At 32.4% G+C, this 22,017-nt stretch carries 20 protein-coding genes and 1 pseudogene; 19 read left to right on the forward strand and 2 right to left on the reverse strand.

All coding sequences use genetic code 11. The annotated features are described in order from the left end of the window. Nucleotides 1-247: 247 nt before the first annotated feature. From LO744_RS17660 to LO744_RS17675, 4 genes are all read left to right on the forward strand, one after another. Nucleotides 248-1,210, forward strand: a complete 963-nt coding sequence (locus tag LO744_RS17660; RefSeq protein ID WP_230671742.1) for a pectinesterase family protein — start codon at nt 248-250, stop codon at nt 1,208-1,210. Between the two features lie 123 nt (nt 1,211-1,333). Then, nucleotides 1,334-2,071: a rhamnogalacturonan acetylesterase gene (locus LO744_RS17665; protein ID WP_230671744.1), complete on the forward strand. Its 738-nt coding sequence runs from the start codon at nt 1,334-1,336 to the stop codon at nt 2,069-2,071. 197 nt (nt 2,072-2,268) lie between these two features. Beyond that, nucleotides 2,269-2,607, forward strand: a complete 339-nt coding sequence (locus tag LO744_RS17670; protein WP_230671746.1) for a cupin domain-containing protein — start codon at nt 2,269-2,271, stop codon at nt 2,605-2,607. Between the two features lie 196 nt (nt 2,608-2,803). Beyond that, entirely contained in the window at nt 2,804-3,181 is a 378-nt protein-coding gene (locus LO744_RS17675) for a hypothetical protein (protein WP_230671747.1), read from the forward strand. Between the two features lie 94 nt (nt 3,182-3,275). Here LO744_RS17675 and pelA read toward each other — a convergent pair whose 3' ends face one another. After that, entirely contained in the window at nt 3,276-4,298 is a 1,023-nt protein-coding gene (pelA, locus tag LO744_RS17680) for a pectate lyase (protein WP_230671749.1), read from the reverse strand. 10 nt (nt 4,299-4,308) lie between these two features. Next, nucleotides 4,309-5,487, reverse strand: coding sequence for a DUF4861 family protein (locus tag LO744_RS17685; RefSeq protein WP_230671751.1), 1,179 nt, complete (start codon nt 5,485-5,487; stop codon nt 4,309-4,311). 135 nt (nt 5,488-5,622) lie between these two features. Here LO744_RS17685 and LO744_RS17690 point away from each other — a divergent pair, with 135 nt between their 5' ends. The 15 genes and pseudogenes from LO744_RS17690 to LO744_RS17760 all read left to right on the forward strand — a co-directional run bounded on the left by LO744_RS17690 (nt 5,623) and on the right by LO744_RS17760 (nt 21,977). Continuing rightward, on the forward strand, nt 5,623-6,105 hold the full coding sequence (locus LO744_RS17690; RefSeq protein ID WP_230671753.1) for a hypothetical protein: 483 nt from the start codon (nt 5,623-5,625) through the stop codon (nt 6,103-6,105). Nucleotides 6,106-6,168: 63 nt separating this feature from the next. Beyond that, entirely contained in the window at nt 6,169-6,957 is a 789-nt protein-coding gene (locus tag LO744_RS17695; RefSeq protein ID WP_230671755.1) for a hypothetical protein, read from the forward strand. 70 nt (nt 6,958-7,027) lie between these two features. After that, a complete protein-coding gene (locus tag LO744_RS17700) occupies nt 7,028-7,705 on the forward strand; it encodes a response regulator transcription factor (protein ID WP_230671758.1) in 678 nt (225 codons plus the stop codon). Continuing rightward, nucleotides 7,702-8,979, forward strand: a complete 1,278-nt coding sequence (locus LO744_RS17705) for a sensor histidine kinase (RefSeq protein WP_230671760.1) — start codon at nt 7,702-7,704, stop codon at nt 8,977-8,979. The genes LO744_RS17700 and LO744_RS17705 overlap by 4 nt, the downstream gene beginning before the upstream one ends. 317 nt (nt 8,980-9,296) lie before the next feature. After that, nucleotides 9,297-10,106, forward strand: coding sequence for an HAEPLYID family protein (locus tag LO744_RS17710; RefSeq protein ID WP_230671762.1), 810 nt, complete (start codon nt 9,297-9,299; stop codon nt 10,104-10,106). Nucleotides 10,107-10,270: 164 nt separating this feature from the next. Further along, complete coding sequence (locus LO744_RS17715; RefSeq protein ID WP_230671763.1) at nt 10,271-10,717, forward strand: PepSY-like domain-containing protein; 447 nt, start codon at nt 10,271-10,273, stop codon at nt 10,715-10,717. A gap of 248 nt (nt 10,718-10,965) precedes the next feature. Then, a complete protein-coding gene (locus LO744_RS17720; RefSeq protein WP_230671765.1) occupies nt 10,966-16,659 on the forward strand; it encodes a DUF3320 domain-containing protein in 5,694 nt (1,897 codons plus the stop codon). Nucleotides 16,660-16,707: 48 nt separating this feature from the next. Next, entirely contained in the window at nt 16,708-17,571 is an 864-nt protein-coding gene (locus LO744_RS17725; RefSeq protein ID WP_230671767.1) for a hypothetical protein, read from the forward strand. 182 nt (nt 17,572-17,753) lie between these two features. After that, entirely contained in the window at nt 17,754-18,203 is a 450-nt protein-coding gene (locus tag LO744_RS17730) for a hypothetical protein (protein WP_230671769.1), read from the forward strand. 17 nt (nt 18,204-18,220) lie between these two features. Next, a pseudogene (locus LO744_RS17735) lies at nt 18,221-18,403 on the forward strand (lysozyme inhibitor LprI family protein); the annotation flags it as partial. Between the two features lie 20 nt (nt 18,404-18,423). After that, entirely contained in the window at nt 18,424-19,059 is a 636-nt protein-coding gene (locus LO744_RS17740) for a hypothetical protein (RefSeq protein WP_230671770.1), read from the forward strand. Nucleotides 19,060-19,062: 3 nt separating this feature from the next. Beyond that, nucleotides 19,063-19,353, forward strand: coding sequence for a hypothetical protein (locus LO744_RS17745; protein WP_230671772.1), 291 nt, complete (start codon nt 19,063-19,065; stop codon nt 19,351-19,353). A 135-nt stretch (nt 19,354-19,488) separates the two neighbouring features. Next, complete coding sequence (locus tag LO744_RS17750) at nt 19,489-20,445, forward strand: DUF2157 domain-containing protein (RefSeq protein ID WP_230671774.1); 957 nt, start codon at nt 19,489-19,491, stop codon at nt 20,443-20,445. After that, nucleotides 20,435-21,502, forward strand: coding sequence for a DUF4401 domain-containing protein (locus LO744_RS17755; RefSeq protein WP_230671776.1), 1,068 nt, complete (start codon nt 20,435-20,437; stop codon nt 21,500-21,502). Before LO744_RS17750 ends, LO744_RS17755 begins: the two co-directional genes overlap by 11 nt. Further along, nucleotides 21,489-21,977, forward strand: a complete 489-nt coding sequence (locus tag LO744_RS17760) for a GDYXXLXY domain-containing protein (RefSeq protein ID WP_230671778.1) — start codon at nt 21,489-21,491, stop codon at nt 21,975-21,977. Before LO744_RS17755 ends, LO744_RS17760 begins: the two co-directional genes overlap by 14 nt. Nucleotides 21,978-22,017 lie beyond the last annotated feature (40 nt).

Genomic DNA, 22,017 nt, shown 5'->3' on the forward strand with positions numbered 1-22,017 from the left:
GACTTAGGGAAAGTGCATCTTTAAATTGGCTTAGGAGTTTGAAACGTTAAGAAAATTTCAAATAAAATCGTTAAGAAATTCCCATTGTTTGAGTGTGGGGTGAATAATCTTAATAAATAAAATTTTGAATCCACACGAGTTTGGGAATTTTAGGATTTATTTTAAATTTTTAGTGGAAAAATCCAGCCTTGAACTTTTGTTTCTTTTGTTTTAAGACAAAAGAAAAATGAAAAAAAGTATTTTTAAAATGAAAAAACTATTTTTAATTCTCTTCATTTCAATTACCAATTTTTTATTGGCAAAAAATGAACCCTATATAACAATCACCGTTGCACAAGACGGAAGTGGGCAATTCACCTCCATTCAAAAAGCCATCACATCCATTAGAGATTTAGGACCTGGAGAAGCTTTAGTTAAAATAAAAGCAGGAACGTATCACGAAAAAATTGTTATTCCTTCTTCTAAACATAAAATAACTTTACAAGGCGAAAACAAGGAAAAAACCATCATTACCAACGATGATTATTCCGGTAAAATGGATGCTTTGAACGAGAAAATGACCACATTTAATTCATACACTCTTCTAGTAATGTCGGATGATATTAAAATTTCTGATGTAACAATTCAAAATGCTTGGTGCAACCAAGGACAAGCCGTTGCACTTCATGTAGAAGGTGATCGTTTTAGTATTAAAAATTCTAAAATTTTGGGTTGCCAAGATACAGTTTATACTGGCGGAAATCATAGCAGACAATTGTATGAAAACTGTGATATCGAAGGAACAACAGATTTTCTATTTGGCTCTGCAACGGTTGTATTTAAAAATTGTACTATAAAAAGTTTGGCCAATTCTTACATTACTGCAGCATCAACAGACCAAAGTAAAGAGTTCGGTTATGTATTTTTTGACTGTCAATTAATCGCCAAAGAAGGCATCAACAAAGTATTTTTGGGAAGACCTTGGAGACCGTATGCCAAAACTGTTTTCATCAATACCGAAATGGGAAATCACATTCTTCCCGAAGGGTGGAATCCCTGGAAAGGCGATAAAATGTTTCCCGATAAAGACAAAACCGCTTACTATGCAGAATATAAAAGCAAAGGTGAAGGTGGAAAACCTGAAAACCGTGTAGCATGGTCTCATCAGCTAACAAAAAAAGAAGCAAAAAAATATACATTAAAAAATATCTTCGGAGACTGGAATCCGTAATATGAGTAATAAGTAATTGGTAATGAGTAATCCTCAATCTTAAATTATTTAAATATATAACATTTAGTATTAGCGATGTCATGCTGAGCCTGTCGAAGCACCTCCAAACAAATCAATTTAAAAATGAAAAAAATACTTTTAATATTCAGTTTAACCATTTCAACTTTAATATTGGCTCAAAAAAAACCAACCCTATTTCTGATTGGCGATTCTACAATGGCCAACAAAGAAAATCCTGATAAAAACCCAGAACATGGATGGGGACAGGTTTTAATGCAATTCATGACCAACGGAGTTGAAATTCAGAATCACGCGATGAATGGGAGAAGCTCAAAAAGCTTCAGAACCGAAGGACGTTGGGATAAAGTAGAAAAGCAAATAAAAAAAGGTGATTTTGTAGTTATTCAGTTCGGTCATAACGATCAGAAACTCAAAGATTCTACAAAATTTACCAATCCACACACCCAATACAGAGCCAATCTGGAAAGATATGTGAATGAAACAAGAGCAAAAGGTGCAACTCCACTCTTAATGACTTCCATTACAAGAAGAAACTTCAATGAAAATGGAGTTTTAATTGACACGCATACCGATTATCCTTTGGTCGTAAGAATGGTTGCAGACGATATGAAAGTGCCTTTTGTTGATATGCAATTATTGACCGAGCAAATGGAAATTTCTGCAGGTCCGGAAAAATCAAAATTATTGCATCTTTATTTTAAAGCAGGTGAAAATGCATATTATGATAAAGACAAAGCAGATGATACACATCTATCAAAACTAGGAGCAGAAACAGTTGCAAAACTCGCTACAAAGTCTTTGAAGAATTTAAAGACAGGTTTGGAAAAATATATTAAATAGTTTCCCACGGATTACACAGATTTCACAGATAAATTCTTTAAAATCTGCGTAATCAATAAATCTGCGAGAAATTATCAACATCGATTTGTCATCCTGAAAGGATCTAAGCTATACTTTAGAGATTCGCGTTTAGATGCTTACAGCATGACAAAGTGAGTTCAAATTAGTTTAAAGTTTAAAATTCAAAAACATAAAAAATGAATTTCAAAAAAGAACCTTTTTTCGACGGCAATTCAGAATGGGAAGATTTGGGAAACGGCGTTTCACGACAGTTTGTCGGGTACAATTCTCAGGTTATGATGGTTATCGTGAAATTTGAAAATGATGCCATTGGAGCTTTGCATCAACATTTCCATTCTCAAATTACTTACGTTGCAGAAGGAAAATTTGAAGTAACAGTTAATGGAGAAACAAAAGTTTTACAAAAAGGTGATGGTTTTTTTGCTCAACCCAATATTTTTCATGGTGTAAAATGTTTAGAAGCTGGACAACTGATTGATGCTTTTACACCATTCAGAGAAGATTTTTTGAAATAAAAATTAATTTGGTTAATCGCAAAGACGCAAATAAATTGATCAACTTCAAATTTTAAGGCGCAAAGATTTTGTCTTCGATAAATATAGTGATGTAAAAAACTCACTGAAAATCTTTGATTTTCTTGCACCTTAAAACAGCATTTTAAAATAAACTTTGTGCCTTTGCGAAAAACCAACAACATCAATCATAAACTTAATGAAAAAAGCTGTTTTCATTTTATTAATTTTCTTATCAAGTCAATTCTCCGGACAGGAAAAACTTATATTCTGGCCAAAAGGCGCAATGCCCAATTCAAAAATATTAGCTTCAAAAACTAAGAAAAAAAAGCTTTTGGCCGAACTGAAAGAACCTGAACTTTTTGCTTTTTCATCTCCCATAAAAGAAAGAAACCCAAAATCGGTCATCATCATTCCCGGTGGTGGATATTCTAAATTTACCTATGATGAAGGTGCTTTTCAGATTGCAAAATGGATGAACACTCAGGGAATTTCTGCCTTTGTTTTAAATTTGCCACGAATTACACAAATTCTCACGAATGATTGCACAAAAATTAAATCTGCAAAATCTGTTTAATCTGCGCCAGATAAAAAAATTCTGATGCAACAACATCAGGATTTCTTTTTTCATGAAACCTCATAGTTTTTAAAAACCTATGAGGTTCATTATTTTACTGCGACAATTTATTTTTCTTCAACCACTTCTGAAAGTCACTTTCAATCAATTTAGTCCCCGCTTCATTGTACCAACTGTAGCCCATTCTACGCTCTAAAGAAACATCTTCGTAATTGAATTTTACACTTCCGTCACGGTCACCAAAAATTGGTTTATTGGTCGGAATATCATAAAACCTTGCCCAAACCGATGAGCCTTCTTTTTTAGATAAAACACGAACAGCATTACCATTTTCACGGGCAACATTATAGGTATAATCTTTAATTCGGCTTTCATCAAACCATTGTACAGCAGCTCTGATTGATTTTTCAATTTCGGGATTTAAATTTTGCTTCATTAAAAACAAAATAATATGTACCGACTCTCCGGTTGCTAATGAAACTGGCTCAAAAGCTCTTGCTTTCTCAGGTTTTAAAGTATTTTCGTCGTACTGATCTGCCCAAATTGACAATTTCCCGTTTTGTACAACCTGAGTTTTCAAAATACATTGCAGTCCTTTTTGAACGGCAACTTTAGATTTGTCTTTCAACTTAGAATCTACAATATCAAAACCTTCTTTTCCTTCTGCAATATTGTACAAAACAGTCAATGCATTAATCATCGCATTGTCATTATACGTCACCTGTTTTCTATAAATCGCCGAGTTTGGAAAATACTGCGGAAAACCACCATTTTCATACTGCATCGAAAGCAAATATTCAATTCCTTTTTCTGCAGATTTTAAGTAAGCTGGATTTTTAGTAGTCTGATAAGCATTGATTAAGCCATTGATTTCTTTTGACGTTGCATTATTATCAATCGTCGCAAAATCGTTATCCGTAGCTTTAATTATTTTTAAAAGTTTAGCATCTATTTTTTTCGTGTAATCCACATTTTTTTTATCACTCGTATGTTTTCCCCAACCTCCGTTTGGAAGTTGATAAACCATCATTTTTTCTACCAAAGTATCTTTTACCTGTGCTGAAATTCCTGAAAATGCCAGACAAAATATGGCAATTGAAAGTTTTGATTTAATCATTATTAAAAACTTATTTAACGGTAATGAGTAACGGATTGGCAACTATTTGAGTTTGCTTCTGCAACAAAGTTTCCCAATCTTTTTGAGTTTGTATTTGTCCGCTTTTCTGCCAAGCAAATCCTGCATAATAGGTGAGTTTTTTCTGAGGTTTTGTTACGACTAGTAAATTACTTTGATCAGGCGTTTCAGATTTGTGAGCCACAGATTTTTGTATAATTTTAGGATTAATAACAATTCCTTCCCCCACAAAAGCATCATCAATTTTCTCCCAATGCAGATAATATCCGGCTTTATCATTCAATTTTGATTCGCCTTCATTTTTATGTAAAGAAATTCCGACTGTATAATTGGGGGCAGGTTTTTCAACATCAAAACTTGATTCAAATTTAGAAAAATTGGAGCCTAAATCTAAAGAAATTCTTTTGGTTTCCTTTACGCCAAATTCGCTCCATGGTGCATAAGTCAATTCAAAAATGGTTCTTAAAGGTCCTTCTGCAATTGTTTTAGAGCTTGTAAAATTTTGAGAAACTTGTAGTTTTTCATCTTTCCAAATACCAATTCCGCCTGTTCCACGACTGTCTCCTACATGATAAGGATCGTAACCTTCACCTCTCGTATCTTTGTGATAATACATCGGATCGGTTAAATATCCTTTGTACCATTCATTAATAACCGATTTTTCGGTTCTTTTAAACCAAATATCAACTCCACTAGAAAGTGTACTTCCTTTTACTCCCGCCAATGCTTCAGCCTGACCTTTAGGACCATACACTCTGAATGCTATTTTATCATTTTCCCAGGTGTAATCGTCAACGCGTTCAGGAACTAATCTTGAATAAGTTGTTAATTTAGATTCAGGAACCGAAGTTTTTGAATCTGCAATGATGGTATAAGAATTTGTCTTTTTAGCATCAACTTTAGCCTGAAAAAGCAACTCATCATTTTTTCCGTCACCATCATTATCAATCCACTGAATGACTTGATAATTATTTTGAGCATCTTTTATTCGTAAATCATCTGCTTTATTTTTCCCTAAATAGGTCTTCAACTGATTAATTGAAAGAGAAACAATTTCATTTCTTGCGAAATTCTGAGTATTTTTAACTTGAATCGAGGCCTGCGCATTCATGGAATTCGCAGCAACGCAAACGATTGCACAACTCAATCCAATATCCCGTATTTTATTCATAAACATGAAATGTTATTTTATCAAAAGTAAAAATATTCTCAATAGTATTTCATTTTTAAACCTTAAATCTTTCTTAAAAAGAAAATATCTTAAACAACTCATCATTTTTATTTAATTTTACTTAAAACTAATCCTATGAAAGAGAATTCTATATTCTACGAAAAACAAAGCTTCAGACAATGGTGGCTTTGGTTGTTACTCTCTGCTACAATGATTTTTACAATATATACTATCATTGAAGACAGAGAAGATTTTTCAACAATAGGATTTATTATATCAATTACAATTCCCTTTTCAATAATTCTTTTATTCTTTACAATTCGTTTGGAAACAAAAATAGACGAATTGGGAATAAGAGTAAGGCTTTTTCCGTTTCACTTACGGTTTAAATATTACCCTTGGAAAACTATTAAAGAAGCCTATATCAGAGAATATTCTCCAATCGGCGAATATGGAGGTTGGGGTTTGAGAATTGGATTATTTGGAGAAGGAAAAGCATACAACGTTTCAGGAAATATCGGGCTTCAATTGATTTTTAATGATAATAAAAAGCTGTTGATTGGTACGCAGAAATCGGAGGAGATAAAGCTTTTTTTAGCGGAAATTGATAAAATATAAATCATTTATACTCAAAAGAACAAAAGTTTTATATTTGATGCTAAACTATTACAGATTTATCATATGAAAAGGTTTCTAACATTATTTTTTATTTTTTCAGCTACTATAATTTTCAGTCAAGAATTTTTAAATAAAAATGAAAATTTCGATTTAAAAATATTTCGACACTTGGATAGCTTAACTACAGTAAAGGAAATTTCGATAGAGGAATATCTACGATTTTCTAAACCATTTTCTAAATGGGATATTAGACCATTAAAGCACGAAAAAGTTTGGAGCCTAGATTCGGTAAGAACTTCAAGCGAAATATCTAATTTTTTTTGGGGCGGATTCTCCCAACACTATAAATTTAGCGACATAGAAGCTGGAGCAAAACCTAATGAGTTTCTAAAAAAAGGTTGGCTAGAAAAAACCTCTAATATAGAGTTTTTGAATAAAAATATTAATAAATTTAAAGAACTTGCTTCAGCTGTTCAAAAAAATAATAATCTCATATTTTTAAATCAAAATTCACTGCAACGTGTCGATAATTTATATAAAGAAAACAGCAAATATTGGAATTACATAATTTCTAATAAATCACCATTCCCTATTTCAACTAAAATAAATATTGAGAAAAAGATTAAATTTAACAGAGAGCAAGAAAAGATTCTCAATTTGATGAAAGAAATTAATATTTATTCATTAGTAAAAACTAATAAAGGTGTTTTTTTCTTAAAAGACGGTTTTACAGATAATTCTTATGGTTATTATTTTTCATCAAGTAAAAAAATGGAGCAAGACAATCATCTTTTTGAGATAATGGATTTTGTATATATTAATGATGAATTTTATTATTATATAGCAAATTAAAAGTTTAGTATTAAAACACTTCTCATTTTAATTCCCAACTCTTTCCAGAATCATTCTCTACCTTTGTTACATGAAAATCCTTGTTGTAGAAGACGAAAAAGAACTTTTAAAATCTATTCATGATTCTTTGATTCAGGAGCAGTTTCTTATTGAGACCGCAGAAAATTATCATATGGCGAGCGAAAAAATTGCTTTGTACACCTATGATTGTATTCTTCTCGACATTATGCTTCCCGGTGGAAATGGTCTTCAACTTCTTCAACAGCTTAAAGACATGGGAAAATCTGAAAACGTCATCATTATTTCTGCAAAAGATTCTCTTGATGATAAATTAACAGGATTGGAACTCGGAGCCGATGATTATTTAACCAAACCTTTTCACAATGCCGAACTCAACGCCAGAATAAAAGCAGTTCTCCGTAGAAAAAATCAGGAAGGTAAAAATAGTATTGAGATGGCTAACATCGAGCTAGATCTTACAGAAAGAACTTTTACAGTTGATGAAGAAAAGATTACCCTTAACCGAAAAGAGTTTGATATTCTTCATTTTTTTCTACTCAACAAAAAACGATTGGTGACCAAAACTGCTTTGGCAGAGCATGTTTGGGGCGATCATATCGATCAGGCAGATAATTTTGATTTTATTTATTATCAGATTAAAAATTTAAGAAAAAAACTACAGCAATCAAACGCCGAAATTGAAATTGAAGCAGTCTACGGGATCGGCTACAAATTGATAGAAAAATGAAACTCCTCAACCGCTCACTTTTGCACCTCATCGGCTGGCTTCTTTTGATTGTTAGTCTTTGGTCTGTGGTTTTCTATTTCAATATGCTCGATGAAATTAAAGGAAGTGTAGATGAAGAGCTCGAAAATTACAAAAGACAAATTGTTTTCAAAGCAGAAAAAGATTCTACTATTTTACAGCAAAAAACGTTTGATGAAGGTTTTTTTTCGGTTAATAAAATAAGCGAAGAAAAAGCTCTGAGTTTTAAAGATACCTATCAAGATACCGAAATCTACGCGCAGGATGCCGATGATGAAGCTCCCGAACTAGAACCTGTAAGAGTTTTGACCACGGTTTTCGAACAGAATGGAAATTTTTATGAATTAAAAATCTTCAATAATATGGTTGAAGAAGACGATCTCGTAAAAGAATTGCTTTGGGATGCTGCCGGATTATATGTTCTTTTAATTTTCAGTATTTTGGTCATTAACAATCTTGTATTAAAAAGACTTTGGAAACCTTTTTATGAACTGCTTAATGAGCTTAAAAATTATCGCTTAGGAGTCAGTAAGAGCTTTCCGAATATTGAAACAAAAACCAAAGAATTCAGTGACTTACAGGATGCCGTCACTACTTTATTGCAATACAGTGAAAAAAGCTATGAGCAACAAAAAGAATTTATTGGAAATGCGTCTCACGAACTTCAGACTCCTTTAGCGATTGCCATCAGCAAATTGGAACTGTTAATTGAAAAGGAAAATTTCACAGAAAATCAGGCTGAAAAGATTGCGGAGATTATGGAAATTATCGAAAGATTGGTTCGTCTCAACAAATCACTTCTTCTGCTTACAAAAATTGAAAACAAACAGTTTTTTGACAATCAGGAAATTAAAGTCAATGATATTGTTAAAAAAAATATAGAATATCTTCAGGATATTGCCGAGTTTAAAGAAGTCGAAATCAGTTTTTCTGAAAACAATGAACTTTTAGCAAAAGCCGATGCCGCATTAATCAACATTATTGTTTCTAATTTATTACGGAACGCCATTTTTCATAATATAAAATCAGGAAAAGTTGAAGTGAAGATTGAGGCTAAAAAACTGAGCGTTCTCAATACCGGAATCGATAATTCCTTGGAGCATGGAAAGATATTTACAAGATTCCAAAAGTCTGAGCAACATCAATCTGGTAGCGGATTGGGATTGGCGATTGTAAAAGCAATTGCAGAGTTGTATGATTTTTCAGTTTCTTATGATTTTAAAAATGGAATGCATGAGTTTTCGGTGAATTTTTAATTTTTCGCTACACGTTTTCATTATAGTATTTTATAAAATTGTTTAAGCTTCCGTTAAAGATAGCGCTCCTACGAAGCGCAATTTTATTGATAATAACCATCTTCTACACAGATATTGCTCCTCCAGAGCAAAAATAATTTTAAGCTCTCCCATATTTTGCAAATCACACAAATAAAAAATCAGCTTAATCTGCAAAATCTGCGTGAAACAATTTAAAATTTATCAAAAAACTTTTTACTTTTTACTTAAAAACAAATTCCCGTTTCTTTCCAGATTTCTTCCCAAAATTTTCCCGATTCGTACCGTTGATTTGCAATATGAAAACAACGAAACTGATTTTAACCGCAGGAATTTTAAACATTTTAGGATGCTTTTCAGCATTTGCACAAACTCCATCTAAACCCATAAAAGTATCTCATGCTGAGCCTATTTTTCAGGATTTAGTGAGAGACCTTGGTGCAAGAAAGGGAGAAAAAGAATTTAATTTGGGAGCCGATTTTTCAAGTGGAAAAAATTACAAAGAAAATGCTTATTTAGCAGAATACGAATTTGCTCCCATCAACAGATTAGGTTTAGAAGTAGAAACCGATTTTTCTTTTTTCAGTCCGAAAAATAGCACGACCAAAGAACAAATTCCGGGAAATAAATTAGACGGAATCAGACTTTCTGCGCAGTACACCTTTTTTGTTTCCGAAAAATCTCAGGCTTCTATGGCTTTAGGTTATACTCAGGTTATTGAATTTACAGATTTCAAAAATTACGAAAAAGGAAAATTTATTACAGGGTTGGTGTACAGTCCGTTTTTTGTGGCGGCTAAAAAATGGGGTTCTCATATTCACACTTTAGTTTACACCTACCCTATGATTCAGCATGAATTGGGAGAAAACGGAACCCCTGTTGATTGGCAAATCAATAGTTCGGTGATGTATTCTTTACCAAATTCCGGTCATTTTATTGGTGTAGAAGTCAACCAAGAAATTAGTCATGGGAAAATGTTTGTTACGCTTCGTCCGCAGGTAAAAATTAAACTCAATTCTTATTTTGCTGTTGGAATCGTAACAGGAATTCCGGTTTCCCATCAGGATGAAAATATTTCTTCGTTTTTTAGACTCGTTTATGAACTTTAATTTTTGTTGATTTTCGCAAATGCGTAATTTTATTTTGTAACTTCAAACGATAAGAAACAAGTATTTTACCTGCATAATTCAATAATAAAATTAATCAACAGAAACTGTTGTTCCCAATTGTTTCCAGAATCATGTCGGAAATTAGCACTATAAAAATTTACATTATGAAAAAATTAATTGTAACAATCAGCATTTTGGGGTTAAGTTTAACCAATGTTTCAGCACAAGACATTCATCAGAATGAAGTTCCTTCCGTTATCCTTAACAGTTTCCAGAAAAGTTTTCCAAAAGCAGCAGATATCGACTGGGAAATGAAAGGAAACTATTATGAAGTAGAATTTGAAACCGGATTTTTACGTGATGACCATAAAGCTTTCTATTCCAAAGACGGAAAACTGGTAAGACACGAAGAAGAATTTTCTAAAAGTAAGCTTCCAAAAACCGTTTTAGCTTCCATAAAAAAATCTTTTCCTGGTTACAGAACTGATGATGTAAAGAGAATTACAGAAGACAGAAAGATAATTTATCATGTCGAACTGAAAAATATTTCTGAAAAATGGAAAGTTGTTTTTGATGCACAAGGAAAAATTTTACAGAAAATAGCGGATTAAAACAACGTAAACCCGAAAATAGCCAACAGATTATCATAACGTTATAACGGTTCATCTCGTTAAGTATTCAAAAAACTTATGAGCCACGAATGCACGAATATAAAAAACATTCGTGCATTCGTGGCTCATGTGTCCTTAATTTCACCTTAAAATCGATTTCCCTAAGGCAAACCATTTTGTATCTACCCGTTTTATGTCTAAATTGCATTATCTCCCGAAAAAGAGAATGACACTCAGAAAAAACATTTATGGATCAGATTATTCCGTTTGACTTACAGATACAGCACAGTCCTTATTTTAACTATACTTTTTGTTTAAATCAATATCCATTTTTACAAAGCATTTCTTTTAAAGAAGTGAGTGACGATTTTGAAAATTTAAATCTTCAGATTACTTCTTCATTGGGTTTGTTTGAAAAATATGAGGTGCATATTGATAAAATCAGGCAAAATTCATTGTATAAAATTTCGCTTTTCAATTTTGTCTTTAATCATGCTTTGCTTAAAAATTTAACGGAGAAAGATTTAGACCAAATTAAAATTCAGGTTTTTAAAGACGGAAAAGCTATTTTTGAGAAAAGCTTCAACATAGAAGTTCTACCGATGGATTATTTCGGTGGATTGCAATCTTACCCGCAACTTTTGGCTTCATATATTCTTTCAAATAACACTTCGCTTTATAAGTTGAAAGCCAACGCAATCGATATTTTAGCGAGAAATAAATTAACACCGTCGTTTGAAGGGTATCAGCAAAAAAGTAAGGAAAGAGTTTTGCAAATGGTTTCGGCTATCTACAAATCTATCCAGAATCTGGAATTGATTTACAGTGCAATGCCGCCAAGTTTTGAAAAAAACGGACAAAGAATTAGGCTTGTAGACACTGTTTTAGAAACAAAATTTGGGAACTGCATTGATATTTCTCTGCTTTTCGCAGCGTGTTTGGAAGCGATAAGTTTGAATCCAATTATTGTGGTAACAGAGGGGCATGCTTTTGTTGGAGTTTGGCTGGAGGATCAACGATTTGAAGGAATGATTAGTTTTGATCAGGCTGCGATTTCCAAAAGAATAGCGACCGGAATTAAAGAAATTGCTTTAATTGAATCGACAAGCTTGTGTAAAGGAACAGAAATTTCATTTAAAGAAGCAATAAATTCTGCAGAAACGCAGTTGATGGATTCTTCAAGATTTATTCTTTCATTAGACGTTAAAAATGCAAGGTCTGCGGGAATTTCTCCTCTCCCACTTCTAAAAACAGAAAACATTCATACTGAAGATTTAAAACCGATAAAAACGTCCACAGAACTCGATCAGGATTTTGAATTGGGAACACAATATGATGATCTCGAACTGACCGATTTTACCAATCTTACCAAACAGAAAATCTGGGAAAGAAAACTCCTCGATTTATCGCTTAGAAATAATCTTCTTAATCTGCGGTTTACCAAAAGTATGCTTCAATTGATTGACCCTAAAATAAATGTGCTCGAAGACAGTTTAGCAGACGGAAAATCATTCACCATTCATCCAGATAACAATCAGACGGTTCTCAGAAAATATAATTTGTACAGTGAACCTTTACATCAGTCGCAACCGCTTTTCAAATTGGCGGAAGATGAGTTTAAATACAATCGATTGCTGACTTATTATCATCAAGATGATTTGGATAATATCCTGACCAACCTTTACCGAAGCGCAAAATTAGCGGAAGAAGAAAATGGAAAAAGCACATTGTATTTAGGAATCGGACTTTTAAAATGGTTTGAACCGAAGAATAAAGAAGTTCCAAGATTGGCTCCAATTTTATTGGTTCCTGTAGAATTGTCGAGAAAATCTGTGAATTCTAAATTTACCCTTCGAAGCCGAGAAGAGGAAACGATGATGAATATTACATTGCTTGAATATTTAAAACAGGAATTTAAACTTAATATCAACAGTCTCGAAAATCTTCCGATGGACGAATCCGGAGTTGATGTTCCGAAAGTTTTGGCGATTATTAGAAACGCTGTTTTGAACCTTGAAGGTTGGGATGTTTTGGAGCAGTTGGTTTTAGGAATTTTTTCCTTTAATAAGCTAATTCTTTGGCAGGATATTTCAAAATATTCGGAAGAAATTCAGAAATCTTCAATTGTAAAAAGCCTGATTGATGGCAAACTCACTGCAACTTTAGAAAGTGTAGAAAATGACGCACAAAGTTTAGAAAATATCTCGGCTTCAGAATTGGTTTTACCGATTTCTACCGATAATTCTCAGTTGAATGCAGTAAAAAATGCTAATCTCAACAAAAGTTTCATTCTTCATGGTCCTCCAGGAACTGGAAAATCGCAGACGATTACCAACATTATCGCCGATGCTTTGTCGAATGATAAAAAAGTATTGTTTGTTGCTGCTAAAAAAGCGGCTTTAGATGTCGTTCATCATCGTTTGGAAAACATAGGTTTAGGCGCATTTTGTCTCGAACTTCATTCCAATAAATCGAAAAAGTCGGATGTTTTAAAACAGTTTGAAAGAACTTTGGAAGTTCCGAAATATAAAATTAGTGCCGATTATCACGAAGAAGCAAAACGTCTGGATGAACGCAGAAAGGAACTCGGAAAATATGTGAATGAACTGCATCAAAAATTTCCAATCGGCTGGAGTTTATTTGATACGATTGCCTTTTTGGAAACCAATCATGTAAAAGCCGATGAACGTTTTTACATTAATTTCCCTTTTGAAAGCGCCGATGTTTTCAACTGGAATCAGTGGAAAGACTGGTTGATTCCGTTTGCTTCGATTGTGCAAAAAATCGGGCAACCATCGCTTCATGCTTTAAGACCGATTAAAACATCTAGTCATCAGTTTGAAAATAAAAACCTTATTCTATCAGCAATTTCTCAATTTAATGAAAAGAAAAATGCAGCAGAAAATGTAAAAATTCAGTTTCAATTAAATGAAGTTTCCAATTCTGACAGCATTGAAATTCTTGAATATTTAAAAGAAAATCTGGTGAAACCCGCTTTCATTGATTTGGTGTTTAACGAAGGTCTGTTGAATTTGTTTAAAAATTGGATGGCTCAGCAAACCCAGCTTCAGCAGACAGAAAATCAAATCACTTCAAGTTTTAATTCTTCCATATTAAACATCGATTATGCTTCCTTGAAGCTTTTGTGGAATCAGGCGAAACATACCTGGTTTATCCCGAAATGGTTTAAACAGAGGAAGGTGAAGCAACAACTGAACGGTTATGCAAAATCGGGAATTGAATCTGATATACAAATTGACGGGCTTTTTGAAAAGCTTGAAAATTATCAGCAACTTAAAAATCAATTAAACAACCTTCATTACAATGCACTTTCATCGGTAACAAATCTTTATTTTAATGGAAATTCGTTTGATATTTCTGCAATTGAAAAAGATTTAAGAACCATTGAAAACACAAAAGATTTAGCACAAAAAATTTCAATTCAAAATTTTGATGAATGGCTGAAATATTTTTCGTCTAAGCAAAATAATAATCAGCATATTTCTGAAACTATTGAAGCGCTGAAAGACTTTGAAAATGCAGAAGCGAATCTTTTAGAATATGTTGACGAAATCCCCAATGATGCAGATTTGCAAACGGTTGTACAAAATATTCATCAACTGGAAGATTGGATTAATTTTAACAATTTAAAGGAAAAAGCACAAGATTTAAACTTAAATTGGTTTATTGGTTTTCTCGAAAAAGGCTGGCTTGATACAGAATCTATCGAATTGGAATTTGAAAAAATCATTCATCTGAATTTATTTATTAAAACCATTTACAGTTCAGGAACGTTGAATGGTTTTGATGCCAATATTTACGAATCGCAAATTCAACAATATAAAAATCTACACAAAGAATTTACCGAACTGACGAAAAATCAGTTGACAATGAAACTGAGCGATAAAATCCCTAATTTCTCTCAGGAAGCCGTTCAAAGTTCAGAAATCGGGATTTTGCAAAAGGCAATTCGAAATAAAGGTCGAGGTTTATCTATCAGAAAATTATTTGACCAAATTCCTACTTTAATTCCAAGGTTGAAACCTTGTATGCTGATGAGTCCGATTTCGGTGGCGCAATATTTTGATGTCAATGAAGAGCATTTTGACTTGGTTATTTTTGATGAAGCTTCTCAGTTGCCGACTTCTGAAGCAGTAAGTGCTTTGGCGAGGGCAAAACAGGCAATTATTGTAGGCGACCCGAAACAAATGCCGCCAACAAGTTTTTTTGCTTCCCAAAAAGTAGATGAAGAAAATTTTGAACTGGAAGATTTGGAAAGTATTTTGGATGATTGCTTGGCACTGTCAATTCCATCGAATTATTTATTGAGACACTACCGAAGCAAGCATGAAAGTTTGATTTCTTTCTCAAACGCTCATTTTTACGACAATAAATTACTCACTTTCCCATCTCCGGATGATTTAAACAGGAAAGTTACTTTCGAATTTGTTGACGGATTTTACGATAAAGGAAAAACGAGAACCAATAAAAATGAAGCAGAAGCAATTATTGAATATATCAGAATTCATTTAGAGAAAAATAATAAAAAATCGATTGGTGTGGTCACTTTCAGCCAGACTCAGCAAAGTTTGATTGAAGATTTGTTACAGAAATTATTTCAGGAAAATCCGCATTTGGAAGAATTTGTAATCAATAGTGAAGAACCTATTTTCATTAAAAATCTTGAGAATGTACAAGGTGACGAAAGAGATATTATTTTGTTCTCGATTGGTTACGGACCTGATGAAGAAGGAAAAGTTTCGATGAATTTTGGCCCGCTGAATCGTGACGGAGGTTGGAGACGACTCAATGTTGCCGTAACGAGAGCTCGATACGAAATGAAAGTATTTTCTTCGTTGAAAGGTGACCAGATTGATATGAACAGAACGAGTTCGGAAGGTGTTTTGGGATTAAAAAACTTTCTGAATTTCTCTGAAAAAGGTTTGGTGTATCAAAGCTCAAATCAAACAGTAAACCAACAAAAACTGATGATTAATTCGATTGCAAAAACGTTGGAAGAAAGCGGTCTGAAAATTAAAACCAATATCGGAAGTTCGGAATATAAAATTGACATCGGAATTATCAATCCTGACAATGAAAGTGAATATTTACTGGCAATTTTGGTGGACAGTGAGAATTATTTTAACATCAATACGACCAACGACCGTGAGCTTTTGGTTCCAAATGTATTGAAAGGTTTGGGGTGGAATGTTTTCAGAATATGGACTTTAGACTGGTTGAAAAACAAAGATAAAATTGTTGAAAAGATTCAGGCTGAAATTGAAATCATTAAAACGCAGGTAAAAGAGAAAGAAGAAGAAGTTATTGATTTAAAAACCTCTGAAAAAGTATTTCTCAGTGAGGTTTCAGAAACTGAAAAATTGACAAAGCTGATTCCGTATGTTGCGGCAGAATTACGTTCTGAAGTGAATGCCAATTCGGAAACAATTTATTCTTTTGAAAATAAGCAGGCTCTTTTAAGTCAAATTAAAACAATAATAGATGCAGAATCGCCAATCAGCCAAAATGCTTTATTCAGAAAGATTCTTAAGCTTTGGAATATTTCAAGAGCCGGTGGAAAATTGAATACTTATCTTTTGGAAACGTTGAATTCTATTCCCAATTTACAGACGACTGAAAGTTATCAGAAATTTTACTGGAGTGAAAATCTGCAATCTCAAAATTTAGATTTCTACCGAGATAATTCTGTGGAAAAAAGGCTAATTGATGAGATAGCTCCTGAAGAAATTTCAGTGGCGATTATGGAAATCATGCATTCAAGTTTGAGTCTAAATAAAGAAGAATTGATTCGTGCCGTTTGCAAGACTTTCGGGTTTTCAAAAGTGGGGTCTCAGATTGATGCAGTGGTGAAGTTTTGTGTGGAGGAATTGGTTGGAAAAGGTTTATTGAAGGAGGTTGAGGAAAGAATTGTTTTGGGGTAAAAATGAAAATCTATATATTTGATAAAACTAAAAATAACTATAACCATAATGAAAAGAAAAAGTTTATTTATTCTCCTTTTAATTAGCTTTAATTTATATTATTCTCAACGATTATTAACTTCATGGAGTCAGCAAAATATTGAAAATTACACAAAAGAAATGTATGATGAAGCACAAAAACTTTCTACATCACAGCTTTTAGAAAAAAACTTAAACGATCAATATTGGAGTGAAGTATTTTTAACATTAAATGCATCCGTTAATAATTATACTAAAGATACAGATTACCAAAAGGCTTTAGCATTGCAAATATCAAATGCTTCAGAAACAAAACTCAAAGGAACAAGCAGATTGATTATTTGGGATAGAATTGCCAGTGGTGATATTTTATTCGAAGGAAAAGGATTGGTATTGGAAAATGATCTTTTTCTGGTGGCTGGAAGAGCAAACCAAATTTTACAAAACCTTACAAAAAAAAATTTTGGTTATGTAAGCATTCATTCAACTAAAGAAGATGTAGAAACGCTTAAAAACAAGTGGCAAAATTATTTAAACAACAAGCCCGTTGACGAATATAAACCAATTGAACTAAGCAAATCGAAGATTCCGGAAATCAGTAGTCTATCTGCTGTAAAAGCACTAATTATATCTCTGCAACCCAATTCTCAAAAAGATCAACTTACAAAAAACTGTCTGAAAAGAATATATAAATTAGATGAGATGCCAAAAGAAAAAGGTGCTCATTCCTATTGTAATCCGGATACTTCCACATTTTCTTATTTAGCAATGTTGTTAGGTGATGAAAAATTTGATGAAACAAAAAATGCTGCCTGGTATTTGAAATTTTGGAATGACAACCAAAAACAACTCATCTGGAACTCTGAAAAAGGGTACTACGAGGTTAAAAAATAACTCTGACATTTATAAATTTCTCTTTCGTAATAGTTAATCCGAATGTATTTCTATATCCGTTTATCTAAAAACACTTTCAAAAGTTAAGTTTATTCTTAAAAAAGAAAATTAAAAAGAGATTTTTGTGAACAACACTATTACAATGACCTCTGAATAACTTAATAAATCAAAATAAATAAATTATGAAGCAAATAATTCTAATTCTTGCACTATTTACTTTCAATTTTATTTTATCGCAAAAAAAAGATTCAAAAAATGAAACCAAAATCGCGGACCGCTATCAAACAACCCAACCACAGGATCAGTCTGTTCCGCCGCCACCGAGAGTAACTTTTCCAGCGCAATTTCCGGATGGGAATAAAGCATTTTTGAAAAAGATTGACCAGAATATCAATAAAGAAAATGTGAAAACACTTGGTAAAAATTTAAGTACCGAAATTATTTTAAAGATTGACCAACAGGGAAATGTACTTAATATTTCCACCTATGGCAAAAATGAAAATTTCAATAAAGAAGTAAAAATCGCCGCCACAAAATCTACTCAAAATATCATATGGACTGCCGGAAAAAATAATCAAGGTGAGAAAGTAATTGATATTGTGAAAATCCCTTATCGTTTTAAGAATTTGTAGTACAAACTTTTGAAACGTTAAAAGAATCTCAAAAACAATGGATACTTTACAGAGATAAAGAATTTGCATTCATTTCTAAATTTTATTTTGAACTGAAAAAAGGAACGATGTGGTACACTATCGCTGAAAATAAGAAAAAGGAAATGGTGAAAAGTAGAGCTTTAGATTTGCAAGAATATTATGAGAATTTAGATTATTAGCAAAAAAACAAAATCTATTTATGAAAAAAAAAATTACATTATTTTGTTTGATTTTCATGCTGTCTTTTTCTTTATTTAAAACTCAAATAAAAGCAGAAGTTCTGAAAAATTATGAACAGATAGCAACTCAATATGAAAAGAAAGGAGATCTTCTCAGCGCAATAAATGTTTATTATTATATTTCTAAAAATGACACCTTAGAAAGCAATAAAAAGTCTCTTCAAAAAATTGAAATTCTGCTTCCAAAATGTCGTGAAATACTACTCAAAGAACTTCAGGGAAAATGGGAACTCAAGAAAAAGTTTGATCTTGATTATTATTCGAATATTAAATACACAAAATTCATTGAGATTAAAGACAATAAAATCATTTTCTATAATCGTCCCGAAGAAATTGTTTCAGAAATAAATCTGGAAAATAATCCTTTCAGCTACAATGATTTTGGAGGTTTTCCTTCATTAAAATTAGATAAAGAAATCTGGACTTTTTCTACAAGAAAGGTTAATCGCGAAAAGAGATTACGTCTTAGAAAACATATCGATAAAAATGGAAATCTTATAGTATTATCAGATCACAGAGGTGTGATCATAGACGACACTGAAAGAGAAATCGCTTTAAAGCAGGAAATTGATACTTACTATGTGAAAAGTAAATAATTTATGAGTACAAAAAACCTTACAGCCACTTCAATTATATTAAATCTTTTTATTTATCTTTTCCTTTATCCATATGCTCAAGCTTTGGCAAACCAGCATATAAATATAGGATTTACCTTGAGAATTATTTTCTTTAGCTTTTCAATAATAACTTTAATCTACTCAACAATAATATATTTTAAGAAAAAAGAAATATTAAAATTTTCGTTGCTTTTAATATTTGCTTTATCTTTAATTATTTGGGGATTGAAGTTTGGAGGGCTTTTTTGTGAAGGCTGTGCAAATACCAAATGAAAATAATTTTTAAAGAAGAATTATATGAGAAGTAAATTCAATCTTACTTTATCCTCGTTTTTTCGTAGTTTAGTTCAATTGAAACTGAATTAATACTTTCATTTTAAAAAAGATTAATTCCCCAAAAACCAATGCATGAAAAAATTACAACGTGAAGATATTCAAATTCTGAGCAGTCACAGCGATATGACAGAGCAAGAATTGAATCAACTGCTGAAAGAAAATGTGTATAACGATAAAGAAATGTGGAAGAAATTTCTGCAGCTCTTTTTTATTACCCTCGGAATAGGGTTTACTACCGCCGGAATAATTTTCTTCTTCGCCTACAACTGGGCAGATTTAAATAAATTTATCAAACTCGGAATTGTCGAAATTCTTGTCATTGCAACCACGATTATTGCGCTACTTCCGAAAATCAGTGAAAATAATCGGAATATCATTCTTACCGGAGTTTCATTTTTAGTTGGCGTTTTATTTGCCGTTTTCGGGCAGATTTATCAAACCGGAGCCGATGCTTACGACTTCTTTTTAGCTTGGACACTCTTTATTGCACTATGGGTCATCGTTTCCAATTTCCCGCCATTATGGTTATTTTTTATTGTCTTAATCAATACTACATTTATTCTTTACACCCAACAAGTTGCAAAAGATTGGGACGAAATTTTGATTGCCACTTCACTTTTGATTTTTAATTCCGCGATGCTGATTGCCACTTTGATTATTCATAAAAAGAAACAGGATTTGAATATTCCTATCTGGTTTACTCATATTTTAGCTTTAGGATGTGTAGTTTTTGCAACCGTAGGGATGATGGGCGTTATTTTTGATAATTTCAAGCCCCTTTCAACTCCTTTCGTTTGCACTGTTTTGGTGATTTATGCTTTGGGAATTTGGCATGGAATAGAATCTAAAAGCGGTTTTTATCTTTCGGTAATTCCTTTCAGTCTCATCATCATGATATCTGCATTTTTAATAAACCTTTCAACGGACGGCGGAATGTTTCTACTCGTAAGTTTTTTTATCATTGGAAGCGTAACCTTGGTCATCATGAATCTTATTAACCTTCAAAAAAAATGGAAAAATGAGAACTAAAGAAGAAATAAAAGAGCTCATCAATCTCATTCAGAGCCGACAAAACAGAGAAATTCATTTTAACGAAGAAGAAATTGCTCAGAAATACGAAAATGCAAACAGCGACCAATCTTTAGCCATAAAAATCCTATCCATATTTGGTGGTCTTTTTGCGAGCTCACTATTTATCGGCTTCCTGTTTATTGCCGGATTATATGATTCTGCAATGGGCTTGGTTGTACTCGGAATTCCTTTAATTATTGCAGGCGCTTTCATCAACAGAGCAAATGACAACACCATCGTAGATACCATAAGTATTTCGTCATACATTATTGGTTTTATACTCTTGGGTGTAGGTTTATTTCAGTTTGAATTAGATGAAAATGCAGTCAGCTTAATTTTTATTGCCGTTGCGATTATTACACTGTATATTGTTCAGGCTTATATCATTTCATTTGTCTCTGTTTTAATTATTAGTGGCGGTCTATTCACACTTTTAATATCCAACGATACAACAAATCTTATTCATGTATATATTTGTCTGTTAGCATTTGTTCTAACTTTTGTTTTTTTGAAAGAAGCCCAACTTTTAAAAAGTGGAAAAAAGATTGCAAAATTGTACAATCCGGTTCGCATTGCTTTGATTTTTTCTTTTTTAGCAGGATTAATTTTCATGACAAAAATGAACACCTTTAAATTCTCAAATGAATATATCTGGATTTCTTCTGTAGCAATTATCGCTTCAATTATTTATGTAATCTCCCATCTTTTAGAAATGTTTGAAGTTCATCAAAAGAAACTTTTAGTGTATGCTATTGCTGTTATTATTTTATTACCTACCCTATTTTCGCCATCCATTTCGGGAGCTATTTTGATTATACTGTTAAGCTTTTTGGTCAATTACAAAACTAGTTTGGTGATAGGAATTGCAGCTTTCATCTACTTTGTATCTCAATATTATTACGACCTTCATTACACTCTTCTTACTAAATCGATTGTATTGTTTTGTTCAGGAGTTTTATTTCTCGCACTCTATTTTCTAACTCACAAAAAACTTAAATCTGATGAAAAAATATAAATGGCTGATTATTCTTCTCAATCTAATAATCCTTTTGGTATATTTTAATTATTCGGTTTCAAAAAAAGAAGAACTTTTAAAAGACGGAAAGTTAATTTTACTTTCATTAGCTCCCGTTGACCCACGTTCTTTAATGCAGGGCGATTATATGAATTTACGCTACAGTATTTCAGAAGATACTCATTCCCAAAATCTTCAAAAAAGAGGATATTGCGTTGTAAAATTAGATAAAAATGGTGTTGCAGAAAGACAGCGATTTCAAACAGACAAAACACCTTTGAAAAAAGATGAATATTTGATTAATTATACTGCTCCCGATAAATGGAACATAAATATTGGCGCAGAATCTTTCTTTTTTCAGGAAGGACAGGCGCCAAAATATGAGAAGGCAAAATACGGAGCTGTAAAAGTTGATAAAGAAGGAAACAGTTTATTGATTGGGCTTTACGATGAAAATTTAAAGTATATTAAATAGTATTTTTAAATTTGTAAGTACTTATCGTAACTTTTCATTA

This window comes from Chryseobacterium turcicum (assembly GCF_021010565.1).
Taxonomy (GTDB): domain Bacteria; phylum Bacteroidota; class Bacteroidia; order Flavobacteriales; family Weeksellaceae; genus Chryseobacterium; species Chryseobacterium turcicum.